This window comes from Bacteroides sp. AR29, from assembly GCF_900217715.1.
In the GTDB taxonomy this organism is placed as follows: Bacteria; Bacteroidota; Bacteroidia; order Bacteroidales; family Bacteroidaceae; genus Bacteroides; species Bacteroides uniformis.
In genome coordinates, this window is sequence record NZ_OBMS01000002.1 from 340,060 (window position 1) to 358,064 (window position 18,005).

Genomic DNA, 18,005 nt, shown 5'->3' on the forward strand with positions numbered 1-18,005 from the left:
AAAGGAGGGATTATGAAACGGATTATATTTATATTTCTTGCCGCTATGATGAGTACAGCTGTTTGTAGTGCGGCAATGAGCAACAGCAAAGTGCGTAAAGAGACCCGTTTTCTTACGGACAAGATGGCCTATGAATTGAACCTGAGTACAGAACAGTATAATGACGTGTACGAAATAAACTATGATTTCATTTCCGGTATACGTTATCTGATGGATGACGTTCTTCGGGGGGAGGAATGGGCCTTGAATCGCTATTACGATTATCTGGATGTGCGCAATGACGACCTTCGATGGGTGCTGAATAACCGGCAGTACGGCCGTTTCATGCAGGCCGCCTATTTTTACCGTCCGGTTTATGTAAGTGGTGGTCGTTGGTCTTTTAGGGTTTACATCACTTACACCAACCATAATCATTTCTATTTCCCGCGGCCGTATCATTACCGTACATATTGCGGTGGGCATTATCGTACGCACTATCACAACAGCTATTATCGCGGTCGTTACCATCATCCGCACTATACCGGTTCGTGGAGTATTCGGAATGATAAGTCGTACCACACCAGCCGCCGTTCAGATTTCGGTTCGGTGAACATCCGCCCTAATTCGCATAAGCGTCCGGCAGGCAGGGATGATGTATATACCACGCGACGTAGTAACGGTAGTAATAATCGCATTAGCACAGGTACACGTAACAGCAGTACGCGACGTAGTAGTGTGGATAGTGGCAGAAAGTCGAGTAAAGAGAAAATAGAAACCACAAGAACTAAAAATAATGATAAGAGCCCCAGCCGTAGCAGGGTAAAGACGGCAAGCAAGGAAAGAAGAAATGCTTCCGGCGTACGGAGTTCCGAAAGCCGTCGCAGCAGCTCTTCAAGCACTACTCGCAGTTCTACCGGCAGTAGCTCTTCCCGCTCTTCGGAAAGGAGATAGAAGAACAAAAAACTCCCCTCTTGTCAGCCTGGAGGCAGGGAGAGGGGAGAATCAAACACAACAACTAAAATTATACTTCTTTTTTTATTCAATCGGTTCTCCCTTATAGAAATCCAGAATCTTGGTACGGAACAGATAGTCATACTTGGCTTGCAATTCGTCCGATTGGGATTTCATAAGGTTCTGTTTTGCTTCATTGTATTCTACGGCATTTGCTTTTCCGTTCTCATACTTTTCGCTCATCAGCTTGAAAGACTCTTCGCTGGCAACGGTGGCTGTATGGCTACTGGTATATTTGCTTTCGGCAGCAGCGGCGTTGTACCATGCTTGTTGGATTTCTTTATAAAGTGTCTTCTTGGCATTATCCAATTGCAAGGCATAGTTTTCACGTTGCAGGCGTGCCGTGCGTACCCGGTTACGGGTAGAGAGACGGTTGAAAATAGGTACGCTGAGGTTGAATCCTACATATTTGTTGAAGTTATCGTTCATCTGCTGGCTGAAAGTACGGTCGATGGTAGAATAGTAATTCGTACCGAGACTACCGTTCAGGCTCAGTTGCGGGTAGTAGTTGCTCTGGGCAATACGGATATTGTGTTTACTGCCTTCCAAGCGGAACTGTGCAGCTTGTATGGAAGCCTTACTCACCATGGCTGTTTGGAATATCTCATCCGGAGGAGTGAGAGGGACTAAATCCAGATTGACTGCCGGAGATTCCAGATTGAACCCTTCCGGTGTTTCCAGTTCGATAAGCTGGCTAAGGTCGAGCAGGGCCAACTTATAGTTGTTGTTTGTCTGCACTACATTCATCTCGTCTTGTGCCACACGTGCTTTGGCTTCTGCCAGTTCTGCCGGAGAGGCTTTTCCCAAGTCGGCAAGCCGGCTGATGCGGACATATTGCTCTTTGCTCAATTGCACTTGTCCCAACGCCACCTGGTGGAGCTCTTCATTGAACAGCACCTGAAGGTAGGCCGAAGCTATATTGATGGCAATGTCTTCCTTGGCTTTGTCCAGGTCGGCAATGGCAGCTTTGAGGTTTAGTTTGGCCAATGCATACTGGTGGGGAATTTCCAGACCGGTAAAGATAGGTATGCTGGTATTGACAGACATATTAGTGCCGTGGCTGCTGGTGTTGACGTATACAGTGGAATAGTCTCCCGTATCCTCATTTTTGATGGCTGTTTGCGTACGTCCCCAGTTCCAGCTCTGGCCGGCACTGGCATTCAGGTTCGGCAGTCGTGCCCATTTGGCTGTATTTACTTCGACAGCACTCTGTTCGGCAGCGTTGGCTGTCTGGCGGATACTGATGTTATGCTCGATGGCATAGTCTATGCATTGGCGTAAAGACCATCGTTCCTGCGCCTGCACTGAGATACTGCCGAATATTGCGAGGTATAAGAATATCTTTTTATTCATATCGTATATCTTTTTAAGCTATTCCGTTTGTTAATCCTTTTTCTCTGTACCGCGAATCTTATCCTGGGCACTGATACCGCTTTTGATGGCAATCTTTATGCCGTCACTCATGCCGACCTGGATGGGGCGGCGTTCGAACTTCTGTACCGGTACGCTGTCCGTCATTACGTATACAAAGGTGCTGTCACCATTGAATTCAACGGTACTTTCCGGTACGGCAAGCGTTTTCTGGGCACGGTCCAATACGATTTCTGCGTTGGCAGAATAGCCGGAACGTATCTGTACGCTGTCCGGTGCGGCAATGGCAGCTTTGATTTCAAACTGGTTGGCACCGTTTTCTTCCACACCCTTCGGAGATATGTATTCCAGTGTGGCATCGAACGAAAGATTCTGCAGGGCGCCGATTGTCAGTTTCACCGGCATGCCTTCGTGCACACGGCCCACTTCCGTTTCGTCAATGTTGCCGCGGAAAATCAAATCGTTCATGTTGGCAACGGTAGCGATGGTGGTTCCGTCATTGAAAGTGTTACTCATGATAACCGAGTTACCGACTTTGATGGGTACATCCAGAATCAGACCGGTAATGGTGGAACGGATCAGGGTACTACTGAAAGAGGCGCTGTTCTTGGTGATGCCTTCCTTTACAATTTCCAGGTTATCTTTTGCTGTCTGCAGTTCCTCGCGTGCCTGCTTCACGCTTACTTCCCCTTTTTCGTACTCTTCAGCGCTGATAAGCTTGTCGTTGTACAGTTTCTGGGTACGGGCGAAATCCGTTTCGGCTTGGGCAGCGTTGATTTCCGCCAATCGTACGCGGCTTTCGGCAGAGTTCAATTGTCCCAGTTCGGGTATCACCTTTACTTTGGCAAGCACTTCCCCTTGCTTCACACTTTGTCCTGCTTCCTTGTATACTTCGGCAATGATACCGGAAATCTGCGGCTTGATAAGGACTTCATCTCTCGGTTCCACTTTGCCGGTGGCTACGGTAGTCTTTTCAAGGTCTGTCACTTCCGGAACTATCGTTTCGTATACTGTTACTTTAGGTTGGGACTTCTGGTACAGAAAAACGAATGTCCAAATGAATAAGGCAGCAATTACTACCAATAATGCGATTTTCAGAAACTTCTTTGTTTTCATCTTATATTTACGATTTAATTATTTACGATTGATATAGCCATTATTTCATGGCTTACGGTTAGTGGTCTCTCTATAAGTTTATTCATCCCTGATGGCTTCAATTGGCTTGATTGCCATGGCGCGATAGGCAGGTGCCAGTCCGGCAAGCACTCCTAATGCGATGAGGAGGATACAGGTTCCGATAGCCAGTCCGAATGAAACCTGGTAGTGGGTTTTGATAACTCCAGGGTCATTGGCGGCCTTTTCAAGTATTTGCAGTACAAATACGGCAAAAGAAATACCTGCCATACCCGCTATAGTGGTCAGCACCATGCTTTCCGAAAGAATTTGTTGCAGAATGTCTTTAGGACGGGCACCTATGGCACGGCGTATGCCTATTTCCGTTGTGCGCTCCTTGACGGTTACCATCATGATATTCGATACGCCGATAGCTCCGGCAAACAGCGTCCCCAAACCTACCATCCAGATTAGAAAGCGCACTCCAATCATCAGGTTGTCCATCATGGAGAACATAGCTTCCGCATTCAGAAGCATGACGGCTTGTTTGTCATCGGGAGCAATGTAGTGCGCTGCTTTTACAAGACGTTCCACTTCGGGCTGCACGTCTTTCACTTTTACTCCCGGTTTCATGATGAAACATACTACATGCAGTTTCTTTCCGAGGTTGTAGGTCTGTTGCATGGTGGAAAAAGGCAATGTAATGGCTTCAGAGGCCTGCCCTTGTATATTGACATTGCCTTCGGATGAACACATTCCGATAACCCGGTAATAGATACCATTTACCCGGACATATTTGCCGCAGGGGTCTTCACCGGGTTTGAAGAGGCTTTCATAAACACGTTTGCCGATTACACACACTTTACGCGACTCTTTAATGTCGACATCATTGATGAAACGTCCATAGGTCATCTCTTGATGTTCTATCTGTTCATATTCGGGATACAAGCCTTTCACACTACAGTCGTACTTGTTGTCTCCGTAGACAGCCACTTGTCCCCATAAGGCAATGGAAGGCGTGGCAAGCGCCACACCGTCCACATTGCGTACACGGTCTACATCTTCCATCTCCAAATCCCACCATCGTCCTTTGCGAAAACCTTTATAAGCCTCGCTTGTCTTTTGTGCAGCGATAAAGCCCGAGTTGGTTGCAAATCCTTCGAACTGGGATTTTAGTTCTTCCTGCATGCCCTGGCCGCCACCGATAAGCGCCACCAGCATAAAGATACCCCAGAATACGCCGAACGCCGTAAGCAGGCTTCTCGTTTTGTTCCTTGTTATTGTGATGAGGATTTCCTCACACGTATCTATGTCTATTCTCATAATCTTTAATCTGCTCTAAGTGCTTCAATAGGACTGATACTTACCGCTTTCTTAGCCGGGAAGAACCCAGCCAACGTACCCGCTATGATAAGGGTCAGGGTAGCTTGGATAGCAATACTGAGGTCTACGGTGGGATCGGAGAACATGGTCTGCTGGAACATGCCGGCATCCATCGTCTGGCTACCGAAAGCAGAGTTCATCCATTCCGTCACCCCGATGCCTGCCACCATACCGATATAACCGAATAGCGTAGTGATAGTCACGCTTTCCACAATAATCAGCCAAAGGATGGAGAAAGGTTTTGCTCCCAATGCCTTACGGATACCAAATTCCCGGGTACGTTCTTTCACGGTAATCAGCATTATGTTCGACACGCCGACAATCCCACTCAACAGTGTGAAGATACCGATAACCCAGATTGCAGTCCGGAGGATACCCATTGCATTCTGTGTCTGCAGATAGTTGGTGAAACGATTCCATATCCATATGGCGCTCTCATCCGTGGGGTCAAAGCGGTGATTGGTGGCAATAGCCTTGCGGTATTCTTTTTCAAAGGCTTCGTTACTTTCTATGCTGTGCAGGTTCTTGGTTGTAAAGATGATGTTATTCAGCTTGTCTCCTTTATTATAGATGGTCTGCAAGGTGGAGAAGGGGATATACGCTTCGTTTGCCTCGCGGTCTCCCTGGTCATTGTAGAGGCCTACTACTTGATAGGCCACTCCACTGGCATTGACAAATTGTCCGATGGGTTCAGTATGCGTTTTTCCGAAAAGGATATCTGCAGATTTCTTATGGAGGATGATGACTTTACGTCGGTCTTTCAGGTCGTTGTAGTTGATGAAACGTCCGTCCGCTGTTTTCACGGTTTCCACTTCGGTGTAGTTGGGATATACGCCCAGCAGAGAGATATTGATATATTCTTGTCCGAAGCTGACGTTTACATTACTTTGACGCACGGTGGCACCGGCACTGATGACATTTTCAGTGAATTGCTTCTCCGTGTCATCCATGTCCCGGTTGTCCAGTTGGACGCGGCGTCCTTCTTTCAGACCGTCGTATGACTTGGTGGTCCAGCCGGGGAAGATGCGGATAGAGTTCAAGGCACGCTCCGACGCATTTTGCTCGAAGGCATGTATGATACCGTTTCCGGCTCCGAGCAGCACGATGAGCATGAAGATTCCCCATGCCACGGCAAAGCCCGTCAGGAATGTACGCAGTTTGTTGCGTTTGATGGTTCCGTATATTTCTTGCCAAAGGTCTATCATTGATAATTAAAAATTAAGAATTAAAAATTAAAGGGGGAGGGGGCTCTTCCTTTATTATTTCATGAATCCGTCTTTTCCGAACGGGCTTGCATCGTGGTTCAGATTCGTCTCGATGCTACCTATGATACCGTCTTTGATATGGATAATCTTGTCCGTCTGGTTGGCAACACCGCTTTCGTGGGTCACGACTACGATGGTCATGCCCGTATCGTGCAGTTCCTTTAGAATCTGCATCACCTCTACGGAAGTCTTGCTGTCGAGCGCGCCGGTAGGTTCATCGGCAAGGATAATCTGCGGTTGGGTAATGAGGGCACGGGCGATGGCTACACGTTGTTTCTGTCCACCGGACATCTCATTTGGCATGTGGTGTGCCCACTCTTTCAGCCCCAGGCGGTCCAGATATTCCAGTGCCAGCGCATTACGTTTGCGGCGGCTCACTCCTTGATAAAAGAGAGGAAGCGCCACATTCTCCACTGCATTCTTGAAGGAAATGAGATTGAAGGACTGGAAGATGAAACCAATCATACGGTTGCGGTACTCGGCTGCCTTCGTTTCGCTGAGGTTCTTGATGAGGGTACCGTTCAGATAATATTCCCCCGTGTCGTAACTATCCAGAATACCCAGTATATTGAGTAAAGTGGACTTTCCCGAACCCGATGAGCCCATGATGGAAACAAATTCGCCTTTCTGAATGTCGAGGTTGATACCTTTGAGCACATGCAGCGGTGCTCCGTTGTTGTAGGTCTTGTTAATGTCTTTTAGTTGTATCACTGTTTTCCCTGTTTATTGCTTTACTCTTATTAATTTTCACTATTAGACGCAGCAATGCTACGAAAAGTTGCAAAAGTTGCAAACTTTTTTAAAAAAAGATTTTGCAGTGTCGTTTTTCTTTGTGATTTTTGTAACCATGAATGTGATTAACTAACCCTTTAAACAAAAGTAATATCATGAATTCAAACATGGAAAAGCCCTATGTAGTGGGCATTGACATAGGCGGAACAAACACCGTCTTTGGTATTGTAGACGCACGCGGAACTATTATTGCAAGCAGTTCCATCAAAACCGGAGCTTATGAGGACGTCAATGATTACGTAGACGAAGTTTGCAAGAATCTGTTGCCGCTCATTATTGCCAACGGTGGAGTAGACAAGATAAAAGGTATCGGTATCGGTGCTCCTAACGGAAACTATTACAGCGGTACTATTGAGTTTGCCCCGAACCTTCCCTGGAAGGGTGTAATTCCTTTGGCTGCCATGTTTGAAGAGCGCTTGGGTATCCCTACCGCTTTGACAAACGACGCCAATGCTGCCGGTATCGGTGAAATGACTTACGGTGCGGCTCGTGGTATGAAAGACTTTATCATGATAACTCTTGGCACCGGTGTAGGTAGCGGTATCGTTATTAACGGTCAGATGGTATATGGCCATGACGGTTTTGCCGGAGAGTTGGGACATACTATTATCCGTCGTGAAAACGGACGTCTCTGCGGATGCGGACGTCACGGCTGTCTGGAAACTTATTGTTCGGCTACGGGTGTGGCGCGTTCTGCACGTGAGTTCTTGACCAAGAGTACCGAACCGAGTTTGTTGCGCGACATTCCGGCAGAAAACATTACTTCCAAGGATGTGTATGATGCAGCGGTGAAGGGTGACAAGATTGCTCAAGACATCTTTGAGTTTACCGGAACCATCTTGGGTGAGGCTTTGGCTGACTTCATCGCTTTCTCCAGTCCGGAAGCTATCGTGTTGTTCGGTGGTCTGGCAAAAGCGGGAGACTATATCTTCAAGCCTATCCAGAAAGCTATTGACGACAATGTATTGAATATCTACAAAGGTAAGACCAAGTTGCTGGCTTCCGAGTTGAAGGACTCTGATGCTGCAGTGCTGGGTGCCAGTGCGTTGGGCTGGGAGCTGAGAGATATCAAGTAATCAATATTAGGGAAACTGATAAAGGAGGGGATATGTCAAAACTCCCCTTCTATCGAAGTCACCCTCGCTACACCTATCTGTGGCGAGGGTGATTTTTAGTTTATGAGAGTTTCGACACACCTTTTTTTCTTTGGTGGCACATATTCCTCAGCAATAAAGTTATGTCACAAGTTGCTTCCACACTTCCACCCATTCTCTGTATCCCTTTATTCATTGGGGTTGCGGATGCTGTGGAAGCAACTTGAAAAGGTGGAAGCAACTTTTGCTTCCACCTTAAATTTACGCCAAATAATCTATTAATGTCTTGTAGTACAATAAATTAATAGGATATGGGGCAATTTGCCAATATCGTGTAAACAAGCTATTGGTTTCCTGCAAACACGGTATTAACTTCGTAAAAGCCCGTGCGATAATAGGTGGAAGTCAGGTTTTTGGTATGGATAAGATAGGTATTCAGTATAGGCAAGCTATGCATATGAGAGCTGTTTAACGGCCGTGAGGCGTTCGCCTAACGGCCATAAAGCACCTTGTTGACGGTCGTTAGCAGAGCGTCTCACGGCCGTTGGGCGCTGATAAACTAACATATCAGCAAGAAGGAAGGCTTATGTGAAAGGAAAGGAGCGCAGGCTTACAATGTTTTGAATGAGGGAGTAGCAGTAGAGTATCGCATGGTGTGTATGCCTACTGTGTATATCACTAAAAAAGGGAAACCGACATTGTCAGTTTCCCTTTTTTATTTCGAAATAGGAGTCTGGAATTAACCGTTAACTCTTTTTTCTTTGATTCTTGCTTTCTTACCGGTAAGAGCGCGCAGGTAGTACAGTTTAGCGCGACGAACTTTACCCACCTTGTTCACTTCGATGCTGTCGATAGCCGGTGATTCAATCGGGAAAATACGTTCTACGCCTATGGTTCCTGACATCTTACGTACTGTAAAACGCTTCTTGTCTCCATGTCCGGCAATCTTGATAACAACACCACGGTACAGCTGTACACGTTCCTTGTTACCCTCGACAATACGATATGCTACTGTTACAGTGTCACCTGCCTTGAAGCTCGGGTGCTGTTTTCCGGTAGCAAATGCTTCTTCTGCAATTTTAATTAAATCCATTGTTTTTATTATTAAATTGTTTCATCGTTACAACGCAACATACCAGGCTTCTCTCTTGGTGTCCTGACAGCGATTGCGCGAAAGCGGTGCAAAGGAACGAATTATTTGCCAGATACACAAGTGCTTCAAGCTTTTTTTCGCCAGTTGGGATGATTTTTGAGCGTTTCATTCTGCTAAACGCAAGTCTAAATAATCGGTTAATTGTGTGGCTCAGTCGCAAAAGAAAAGTATATTTGTAGCAATTTAAAACTAAATGAATATGAAGAAACAAACTTTCAGTCTCCTTGCGGGGGCAGTGTTGGCGGTTGCACTTCTATTGGTTTCCTGCCATTCTTCCTACGAAGTGACCAAGGTAGAGGGAGGCAGAATTCCCATGAACTCTGTCTGGGATGCCGAGCCGGATGCCGAAGCCGTGGCTCTGCTGGCGCCTTACAAGGCCCGGATGGACAGCGTTATGTATCATGTGGTGGGAACCGCAGAAATGTCGATGGACAGATTCCGGCCCGAAAGCCTTTTATCCAATCTGATTGCAGATGTACTGCGTGAGGCTGCGGTGGAAGTGCTGGGCAAACCGGCCGATATGGGGCTAATCAATATCGGTGGAATCCGGAATTCCCTGACGGAAGGAGATATCACTACCGAAAACATCTATGAGATATTGCCTTTTGAGAATTCGCTCTGTGTGCTGACGATGAAAGGCTCTGCCATGAAGCACTTGTTTGAAAACATTGCGGTGAGACTTGGTGAAGGGGTGAGTGGTATACAGTTGGAAATCAGCAAGGATGGCAAGCTGCTCCAGGCTTCCATTGCCGGCAAGCCGGTGGAGGATGACCGTGACTATACGGTTGCCACGATTGATTATCTGGCTGATGGAAACGATGGAATGACGGCTTTCCTGCAGGCGGATAAAAGGGAGTGCCCGGATGGGGCTACACTGCGTGGTCTGTTCATGAAGTATGTGGAGAAGCAGACGGCAGCCGGCAAGAAGGTGACTTCGCGCATGGAGGGAAGAGTGGTCGTTAAAGAGTAAGCATTAAAAAAACAGAAGTTCTATGAAACATATATATTCCTTGGCAGCCCTGCTGTTTTTCATGCTCCCCGCATCGGCACAACAAGAGGAGCGTGTCATTACTGAAGAACCCCTTTGCCTGGTGTCCACCGATTCTGTATCGTCCGGCCAATCCGGAAAACAACTGTTTATCCTGCATACCAGCGATATGCACAGCCGTATAGAACCCATCAGTGCCGAGGCTGCCGACGAGTATGCCGGGATGGGCGGTGTGGTGCGCCGTGCCGGTTTTGTAAAGCAGTTTCGCGGCAAGCATCCGGATATGTTGCTGCTGGATTGCGGAGACATCTCGCAAGGTACCCCTTATTACAACTTTTTCAAAGGCGAGCTGGAGGTCAAGATGATGAACCTCATGGGCTATGATGCCATGACGATAGGTAATCATGAATTTGATTTCGGACTTGAGAATATGGCGGAATTGTTCCGTATGGCGGATTTTCCCGTGGTCTGTTCCAATTATGACGTGACGGGTACGGTACTCGAAGGGCTGGTGAAGCCTTATATCACCTTGGTGCGCGAAGGGGTGAAAATCGGAATCTTCGGCCTGGCCCCTAAGATGGAAGGGCTGGTGCAGGCGGATAAATGCATAGGCATTGTCTACAACGACCCGATAAAGGTGGCCCAAGAAATGACAGACTTTCTCAGGGAGAAGGAGAATTGCGAGGTTGTGATTTGCATGTCTCATTTGGGTATCCGCAGTGCAAATCCCGAAGGCGCTTCCGACGAGAACCTGGTAGGCAAGACGCGTGGCATTGATGTCATTTTGGGAGGACATTCGCATACTTTTATGGAAAAGCCTGCCGTTTATCTGAATGCGGACGGCAAGAGCGTTCCCGTGCTGCACACCGGAAAGAGTGGCATCTACGTAGGAGAAATGGTACTTACTTTAACTGAAAAATAGCATGATGAAAAGACTCACCCTCCTTTTATGGGTTGCAGGATTGTTTATATTGGGATTATCTTCACTTCACGCCCAGACGGGAGGCCCGTTTCTTCCTTCGGCTGCAGACAACCGGTGCCGGCAATGGGTGGACTCCGTGTTGTCAGGTCTGAATGTACACGAAAAAGTGGGGCAGCTCATCGTTGCCACCATTCCGGCCAGAGCAGACAAGGCCACGAAAAAGCAGATGCGCGAGCTGGTAAAGAAATACAAGGTCGGTGGCTTGCTGTTTTCCGAAGGTACTCCGGAAGAGCAGGCTATCTTGACCAATATGGCCCGGAAGGATGCCAAGATTCCCGTTATGGTTACTTTCGATGGAGAGTGGGGACTGTCAATGAGGCTGAAAGGCGCTCCGGACTATCCCCGTAATGCCGCCTTGGGATGTATCGAGGACAATGGCCTGATTGAAGAATATGGACGTGAGGTGGCCCGCCAGTTTCGCGAATTGGGGGTACACGTCAATTTTGCACCCGATGCGGATGTCAATACGAATCCGCTGAACCCGGTGATACACGTACGCTCCTTTGGCGAAAACCCGCAGCGGGTGGCAGAAAAGGTGGTGGCATACAGCCGTGGGCTCGAAAGCGGGGGCATACTTTCCGTTTGCAAGCATTTCCCCGGGCATGGCGACACGGATGTGGATTCTCATAAGGCGCTTCCCGCCTTGCACTACGACCGTGTACGCCTGGACAGTGTGGAACTTTATCCCTTCAAGGAAATGGTACGTGCCGGATTGGGGGGTGTCATGGTAGGCCATCTGCAAGTGCAGGCGCTGGACCCGGACGGGGTGACTCCTTCTTCTTTGTCGCGGAATGTGGTGACCGGGTTGTTGAAGGATGAACTCGGCTTTAAAGGGCTGGTGTTTACCGATGCCTTGGACATGAAGGGTGTGTCTGCCATTCCGCAGGTAACTACCAAAGCGCTGCTGGCGGGAAATGATATGGTGCTGGTACAGTTCAATACGAAGAATGCGGTGCAGGAGCTGGTAGATGCAGTGGAGTCGGGACAACTGAGTAAGGACGAACTTGATGCCAAGTGCCGCAAGGTATTGATGTACAAGTATATGCTTGGTTTGAGAAACCGCCAGCCGCAACTTCGGGTCAGCGGAATGAGCTATCGCATCAATACGGAGGAAGCGCAGGCGTTGGCTGCCAAGTTGCGCCGTTCGGCAGTGACTGTATTGAACAATTATTTCGATGTCCTCCCGCTGGCACCGGTGGAAGGTGATATTGCCGTGCTCAGCATCGGAGAGAAGGAGGCGGATGCTCCCTTTGTGGAAGCTATGAAAAAGAATGCAGGCATCAGCCATTTCCACTTGCCTTGGAATGCCGATGAGGCTCTCTGGCAGGAAGTGCAGGGGCAGTTGGCTGCTTTCCGTCGCGTGGTTATCAGCATCACCGGTTCGGCTTATGTCAGCGACCGTGATGTGGCCTTTCTGGAAGGCTTGAACCTGCGTGCTCCGCTGGTCTATACTTTTTTTACCTCTTACCGTACATTGCAACCTCTGATGCCCGCACTTGCCAAATCCAGCGCTGTGGTGCTGGCACATTCGGCAGAGACGGATTTGCAGCAATACGTGGCTGATGTTCTTTTTGCCAAAAAGCCGGCCAGTGGCAGAATGTCGATGAGTATCGGTAAACTGTTTCCAGCGGGAACGGGCTGTATGATTGAACCGGGCATGAAACCGGGGAAGACTGTTCCGGAAGATTACGGCATGAAATCGTATGTGCTGCAAAGTATCGATGCCGTTGCCCGGAAGGGACTGGAAGCGGGAGCTTATCCCGGTTGCCGCGTGCTGGTGTGGAAAGACGGACTGCCGGTATATGACAAAGGCTTCGGAACCCACTCTGATAAGGATACCACTACTGTCCGTTCTTCGGACCTTTTTGATTTGGCTTCGCTGACCAAGACTACGGCTACGTTGCTTGCCGTCATGAAACTGTATGATGAGGGCAAGATAAAACTGGATGACAAGGTTTCCGCTTATCTGCCCTTCTTGCGCAATGGCAACAAGCGGAACATTACCATCCGCGAACTTTTGTTCCACGAATCGGGGCTTCCTCCCTATATCCGCTTCTACCTGGACATCATAGACCCGAATTCGGTACACGGTCCGTACTCCCAGAGTTGGGTGGACGAGTGGCATCGTACGCAGGTAAGCGAGCATAGCTATTATTGTTCCGATTTTAAGTTCCGGAAAGGGATGGTGTCCGACAAGAATACACCGGTCTATACCCTGCACATGGCAGATGGCATGTGGCTGAACAAGAGTTTCAAGAATTCTATCCTTCAGCGGATAGCCAAGTGCGAGTTGGATGGCAAACGTTATGTTTACAGCGACCTCGGCTTCGTGCTGTTGCAGCAGGTAGTGGAGAAGGTGACGGAGCTGCCGATGGATTTGTACCTTGCCCGTGAGTTCTATGCCCCGATGGGATTGCAACGTACTATGTTTCTGCCTTTGACGAAGTTCACCAAAGCGGAAATCATGCCCACGGCATCCAATGACTTCCTGCGTCGCCAGGATATATGCGGATATGTGCATGACGAGACTGCTGCCTGCATGGGTGGGGTGTCCGGTAATGCAGGACTTTTCTCTACGGCCGAAGAGGTGGCAAAGGTTTATCAAATGTTGCTGAACGGCGGTGAATTCAATGGCAAGCGTTTCTTGAGTGAGGCAACCTGCCGTTTGTTTACGACGGAGAAATCTGCCATCAGCCGTCGCGGTCTGGGATTCGACAAGCCGGATGTATCCATTGTGAAGCGCAGCCCTTGTGCTCCTTCCGCTCCGGAAGCAGTATATGGACATACCGGATTTACCGGTACTTGTGCTTGGGTGGACCCGGAAAACAAGACAGTGTATGTATTCCTCAGCAACCGCTTGTGCCCCAATGTATGGAACACGAAACTGGGTGACATGAATATAAGAAGAGATATCCAGGAATTGATTTATAAAAGTATTATTCCGCAAATCCCCTAAAAACAATCTATCTATAAGGAATGAAGAGAATATACCTGCTTGCCTATATCACTATATTGTGTTGTCTTTGTCCGCTTCTGAAAGCGCAGCTTGGCCCGATGCCGTTTACTCCGGTGCCGCCGAACGACCCTTCGCTTGTACGTCTCTTGAACAGTGACGTGCGGTGCAGGCAGTGGGTGGATTCCGTCATGCAGCGTCTGACTCTGAAAGAACGCATCGGACAACTGTTCATCTATACGATTGCCCCCCAGCAGGACAAGGCCAACAAGGAACTGCTGCGTAAGGTGGTGGAGGACTATAAGGTAGGCGGTCTGTTATTCTCCGGCGGATTGATGCAGAACCAGGTGATGTTGACCAATGAGGCGCAGCGGATGGCGGAAGTTCCGCTGATGATTACCTTTGACGGTGAATGGGGACTGGCTATGCGCCTCCGCGGTACTCCGAACTTTCCGCGAAACATGGTGCTGGGCTGCATACAGAACGATACACTGATTTATGAATATGGGCGCGAAGTGGCCCGCCAATGCCGTGAACTGGGGGTGCAAGTGAATTTTGCTCCTGTAGCGGATGTGAATATCAATCCCAAGAATCCGGTTATCAATACCCGTTCCTTCGGTGAAAGTCCGTTCAATGTGGCGAACAAGGTTGTTGCCTACTCCAAAGGGTTGGAGGATGGTGGTGTACTTTCTGTCAGCAAGCACTTTCCGGGGCATGGGGATACGGATGTGGATTCTCATAAGGCGTTGCCCGTGCTGCCTTTTACCCGTGCCCGTCTGGACAGTATAGAGCTTTATCCTTTCAGAAAAGCCATTCGTGCCGGATTGGGAGGAATGATGGTGGGGCACTTGGAGGTGCCTACCATAGAGCCGCAAAAGGGGCTCCCGTCTTCGCTTTCGCGTAAGGTAGTTTCCGGTCTGTTGGTGAATGACCTCGGCTTTCAGGGGCTTGTCTTTACAGATGCCCTTGCCATGAAAGGGGTATCGGGCAATGAAAGCATCTGTTTGCAGGCGCTGAAAGCCGGCAATGATTTGCTGCTTGTCCCCCGGCGTATTAAGGAAGAAGTGGAGGCTGTGCTTGCCGCTGTGAAAAAAGGGGAGCTGACAGAGAAAGAGATAGAGGCGAAATGCCGTAAAGTACTGAAATATAAATATGCCCTTGGGTTGGAAAAGAAACCCCATGTACAGCTTTCAGGTTTGGGGACCCGCATCAATACTCCGAAAACGCGTGATTTGATGCGCCGGCTGAACTTGGCGGCCATCACTGTGCTGGATAACCGGGACGAGGTACTTCCGCTGGACCCTTCCATCGGTGAAGTTGCCGTGCTCAATGTGGGAGAAGCGCAGGAAATCCAGCCGTTCCTCAAGGAACTGTCGCAGTATACCCGTCCTGTGGAGTTCCATTTGGGCAAGAATCTGCCGGAGGCTGACGGGAACCGTTTGAGGAATGCGCTGGCCAAGTACAAACGTATTCTGGTCTGTGTCACCGAACACCGTTTGACGCCCTATCAGAATTTCTTTGCAAAGTTCGCTCCTGACGTACCGGTGGTTTATCTGTTCTTTATTCCTGGCAAGCAGGTATTGCAGATAAAACAAGGGGACGCTGCTGCTGAAGCGGTGATTTTGGCACACTCCTCCAACGAGGAGGTACAGCGGCAGGTTGCCCGGATTGTTTATGGCAGCGCTTGTTCAGAGGGACGCTTGTCTGCCAGTATCGGTAGTCGGTTTGCTGCCGGTGCGGGAGTGACGCTGACTCCTCAAAGCGCCCCCCGCTTTGTACCCGAAGAGCATGGTATGAATTCCCGTCTGCTGGCTGAAATAGACAAGATAGCTGAAGAAGGCATTCGTGAAGGGGCTTACCCCGGTTGCCAGGTGGTGGTGCTGAAGGATGGTAGGGAGATGTATAATAAAGCTTTCGGTACCCACGTCTGGAACGAGGCCGGAAGCAAGGCGCTTCCCGTAAAGAAGACGGATGTATACGACATCGCTTCGCTGACAAAGACCACAGCCACGCTGCTTGCTGTGATGAAGTTGTACGATGGCGGACGCCTCAATCTTACAGACCGGGTGTCGGATTATCTGCCTTTCCTACAGGATACGGACAAGAAGAATATTACGGTACGCGAACTGCTGATGCATGAATCCGGTCTACCTTCTACCTTGCTATTCTATCAGGAAGCGATTGATGAAGAGAGCTACACCGGCACTTTGTTCAAGGCACGTCCCGATGCCCGGCATTCCGCACGCATCGGACGGCAGACTTGGGCGAACCCTAAGTTCCGCTTCCGTCAGGGACTGACGTCGAAGGTGCAGACACCGGAATATACGATGCAAGTGTCCGACAGCCTTTGGCTGAACCGTTCTTTCAAGCAGGAGTACTTGCAGAAGATTGTGGATACTCCGCTTAGAGATAAACGTTACCGTTATAGTTGTGTGGGCTTTATCTTGTTGCAGCAGTTGGTCGAGGCGCGCACCGGCATGTCTATGGACGAATATTTGGCCAAGGAATTCTATACTCCGATGGGATTGGAGCGTACGGGGTATCTTCCTCTGCGCTTCTTGAAGAAGGAAGATATTGTACCTTCATCAACAGATCCTTTCTTGCGTAAGACTACCTTGCAAGGATTTGTACATGATGAATCCGCAGCTTTTCAGGGTGGCGTTTCCGGTAATGCCGGGCTGTTCTCCACTGCCGAAGAAGTAGCAAAAGTCTATCAGATGTTGCTGAATGGGGGTGAACTGGACGGTAAACGCTATTTGAGCAAGGAGACCTGCAGGGTATTTACTACCACTGTCTCAAGGATAAGCCGCCGGGGGCTGGGATTTGATAAGCCCGACCGGCATAATCCCCAGAAGAGTCCCTGCGCAGAGTCTGCCCCTGCTTCTGTCTATGGTCATACCGGTTTCACGGGTACTTGCGCCTGGACAGACCCGGAGAACGGCTTGGTTTATGTCTTTTTGAGCAACCGCACCTATCCGGATGTGTGGAATAACAAGTTGATGAGGCTGGATATAAGGACGAGGATTCAGGAAGCTGTATATAAGGCGATGCTGGGAGGAAAAAAATAACTGGTAGAATTAAAAAGAGCCTCCCTTGCTCACGCAGGAAAGGCTCTTTTCTTCTTCAATTTTGAAACAATTAAATTCTATCTGTTAAGCTTTAAGTGTGTGTCTTATCAGAACGCAATACCTACGCGCAGACCGAAATTGCTCAAACCGTCTACGCTGTACGTAAAGAGGTCACCTTTGTTCGTACCGTAGCTGTAATAGGCTGCGAAATGCAAGCCCGGTCCATAAGCCCAAGGATACACATTGAAACCAATTTCAGGAGATACATAGAAACCCCATGTATCTTTGTTGGCTTCGAATACGTTGAAAGTTGACTTCAACTGTGCATATTCAGCACCCAGTTTTACACCGGCATACGGCTGGAATGCACCTCCACGGTTCCATACATAGCGGGAGGCCAGACCGAAAGGCAACTGGAATGCAGTGTGCTGCTGGTCGGTATTCAGACTGCCGCCTTCGCCTACGGGAAGTGTCTGGCGACCGAAATACTCATGGTTGCTATGGTAGTTCAAGAAAGCTCCCAATGCAAAATTGTCTGTCAGGAAGTAACCGCCTTCAAAATTCATACCCCAGCCGCTTGATTTGTCGGCGAAGTTGTTGCTGAGGGGAAAGTTATATTGCCAGTCGATATTGGCATAACCGTTATCGGTCATCTGTGCCTTCGTCGGTAGGGCGAAGACGAGAGCAAGAGCGGCAACCGCAAATACTCTCAAGGAAAGATATTTTATTGTTTTCATACTTTGTTCTTGTTTTTTGGTTCAATGGCAACTTCCCAGTCCGGAAAGGATGCTGCCGTATTATTCTTGTTACCTTAATATTGGGTAACCCGTCATTTGTCACTTATAGCTCGTAG

General features: G+C 48.8%; 13 protein-coding genes. 6 read left to right on the plus strand and 7 right to left on the minus strand.

Annotated elements, in window-relative coordinates; all coding sequences use genetic code 11:
• Positions 1 to 12 precede the first annotated feature (12 nt).
• A complete protein-coding gene (locus CSD97_RS01255; RefSeq protein WP_005834784.1) occupies positions 13 to 930 on the plus strand; it encodes a hypothetical protein in 918 nt (305 codons plus the stop codon).
• An 84-nt stretch (positions 931 to 1,014) separates the two neighbouring features.
• Here CSD97_RS01255 and CSD97_RS01260 read toward each other — a convergent pair whose 3' ends face one another.
• The 5 genes from CSD97_RS01260 to CSD97_RS01280 all read right to left on the minus strand — a co-directional run bounded on the left by CSD97_RS01260 (position 1,015) and on the right by CSD97_RS01280 (position 6,833).
• Positions 1,015 to 2,343, minus strand: coding sequence for a TolC family protein (locus CSD97_RS01260; protein ID WP_005825078.1), 1,329 nt, complete (start codon positions 2,341 to 2,343; stop codon positions 1,015 to 1,017).
• A 30-nt stretch (positions 2,344 to 2,373) separates the two neighbouring features.
• A complete protein-coding gene (locus tag CSD97_RS01265) occupies positions 2,374 to 3,477 on the minus strand; it encodes an efflux RND transporter periplasmic adaptor subunit (protein WP_008662889.1) in 1,104 nt (367 codons plus the stop codon).
• A gap of 78 nt (positions 3,478 to 3,555) precedes the next feature.
• On the minus strand, positions 3,556 to 4,797 hold the full coding sequence (locus tag CSD97_RS01270) for an ABC transporter permease (protein ID WP_005825074.1): 1,242 nt from the start codon (positions 4,795 to 4,797) through the stop codon (positions 3,556 to 3,558).
• Positions 4,798 to 4,802: 5 nt separating this feature from the next.
• Positions 4,803 to 6,062: an ABC transporter permease gene (locus tag CSD97_RS01275; protein ID WP_005825072.1), complete on the minus strand. Its 1,260-nt coding sequence runs from the start codon at positions 6,060 to 6,062 to the stop codon at positions 4,803 to 4,805.
• A 54-nt stretch (positions 6,063 to 6,116) separates the two neighbouring features.
• The gene (locus CSD97_RS01280) at positions 6,117 to 6,833 is read right to left on the minus strand and encodes an ABC transporter ATP-binding protein (RefSeq protein WP_005825069.1); all 717 of its coding nucleotides are present in this window, start codon (positions 6,831 to 6,833) and stop codon (positions 6,117 to 6,119) included.
• A gap of 176 nt (positions 6,834 to 7,009) precedes the next feature.
• On the opposite strand from CSD97_RS01280, the gene CSD97_RS01285 reads away from it, so the two are divergent.
• The gene (locus CSD97_RS01285) at positions 7,010 to 7,990 is read left to right on the plus strand and encodes an ROK family protein (RefSeq protein WP_005825067.1); all 981 of its coding nucleotides are present in this window, start codon (positions 7,010 to 7,012) and stop codon (positions 7,988 to 7,990) included.
• Between the two features lie 757 nt (positions 7,991 to 8,747).
• Here the strand turns inward: CSD97_RS01285 and rplS are convergent.
• The gene (gene rplS / locus CSD97_RS01290) at positions 8,748 to 9,101 is read right to left on the minus strand and encodes a 50S ribosomal protein L19 (RefSeq protein WP_004292313.1); all 354 of its coding nucleotides are present in this window, start codon (positions 9,099 to 9,101) and stop codon (positions 8,748 to 8,750) included.
• A gap of 259 nt (positions 9,102 to 9,360) precedes the next feature.
• On the opposite strand from rplS, the gene CSD97_RS01295 reads away from it, so the two are divergent.
• Genes CSD97_RS01295 through CSD97_RS01310 form a run of 4 tightly spaced genes read left to right on the plus strand, consistent with a single transcriptional unit; the run spans position 9,361 to position 17,152 of the window.
• On the plus strand, positions 9,361 to 10,131 hold the full coding sequence (locus tag CSD97_RS01295) for a 5'-nucleotidase (RefSeq protein ID WP_016273980.1): 771 nt from the start codon (positions 9,361 to 9,363) through the stop codon (positions 10,129 to 10,131).
• A 22-nt stretch (positions 10,132 to 10,153) separates the two neighbouring features.
• Positions 10,154 to 11,071 carry a metallophosphatase gene (locus CSD97_RS01300; RefSeq protein WP_098031854.1) on the plus strand — a complete coding sequence of 306 codons (918 nt, stop codon included), beginning with the start codon at positions 10,154 to 10,156 and terminating at the stop codon, positions 11,069 to 11,071.
• Between the two features lies 1 nt (position 11,072).
• On the plus strand, positions 11,073 to 14,087 hold the full coding sequence (locus CSD97_RS01305) for a glycoside hydrolase family 3 N-terminal domain-containing protein (RefSeq protein ID WP_098031855.1): 3,015 nt from the start codon (positions 11,073 to 11,075) through the stop codon (positions 14,085 to 14,087).
• A 20-nt stretch (positions 14,088 to 14,107) separates the two neighbouring features.
• Positions 14,108 to 17,152, plus strand: a complete 3,045-nt coding sequence (locus tag CSD97_RS01310) for a glycoside hydrolase family 3 N-terminal domain-containing protein (protein ID WP_098031856.1) — start codon at positions 14,108 to 14,110, stop codon at positions 17,150 to 17,152.
• A gap of 107 nt (positions 17,153 to 17,259) precedes the next feature.
• On the opposite strand, the gene CSD97_RS01315 is transcribed toward CSD97_RS01310, so the two are convergent.
• Positions 17,260 to 17,889: an outer membrane beta-barrel protein gene (locus tag CSD97_RS01315; protein WP_005834794.1), complete on the minus strand. Its 630-nt coding sequence runs from the start codon at positions 17,887 to 17,889 to the stop codon at positions 17,260 to 17,262.
• Between the last annotated feature and the right edge of the window lie 116 nt (positions 17,890 to 18,005).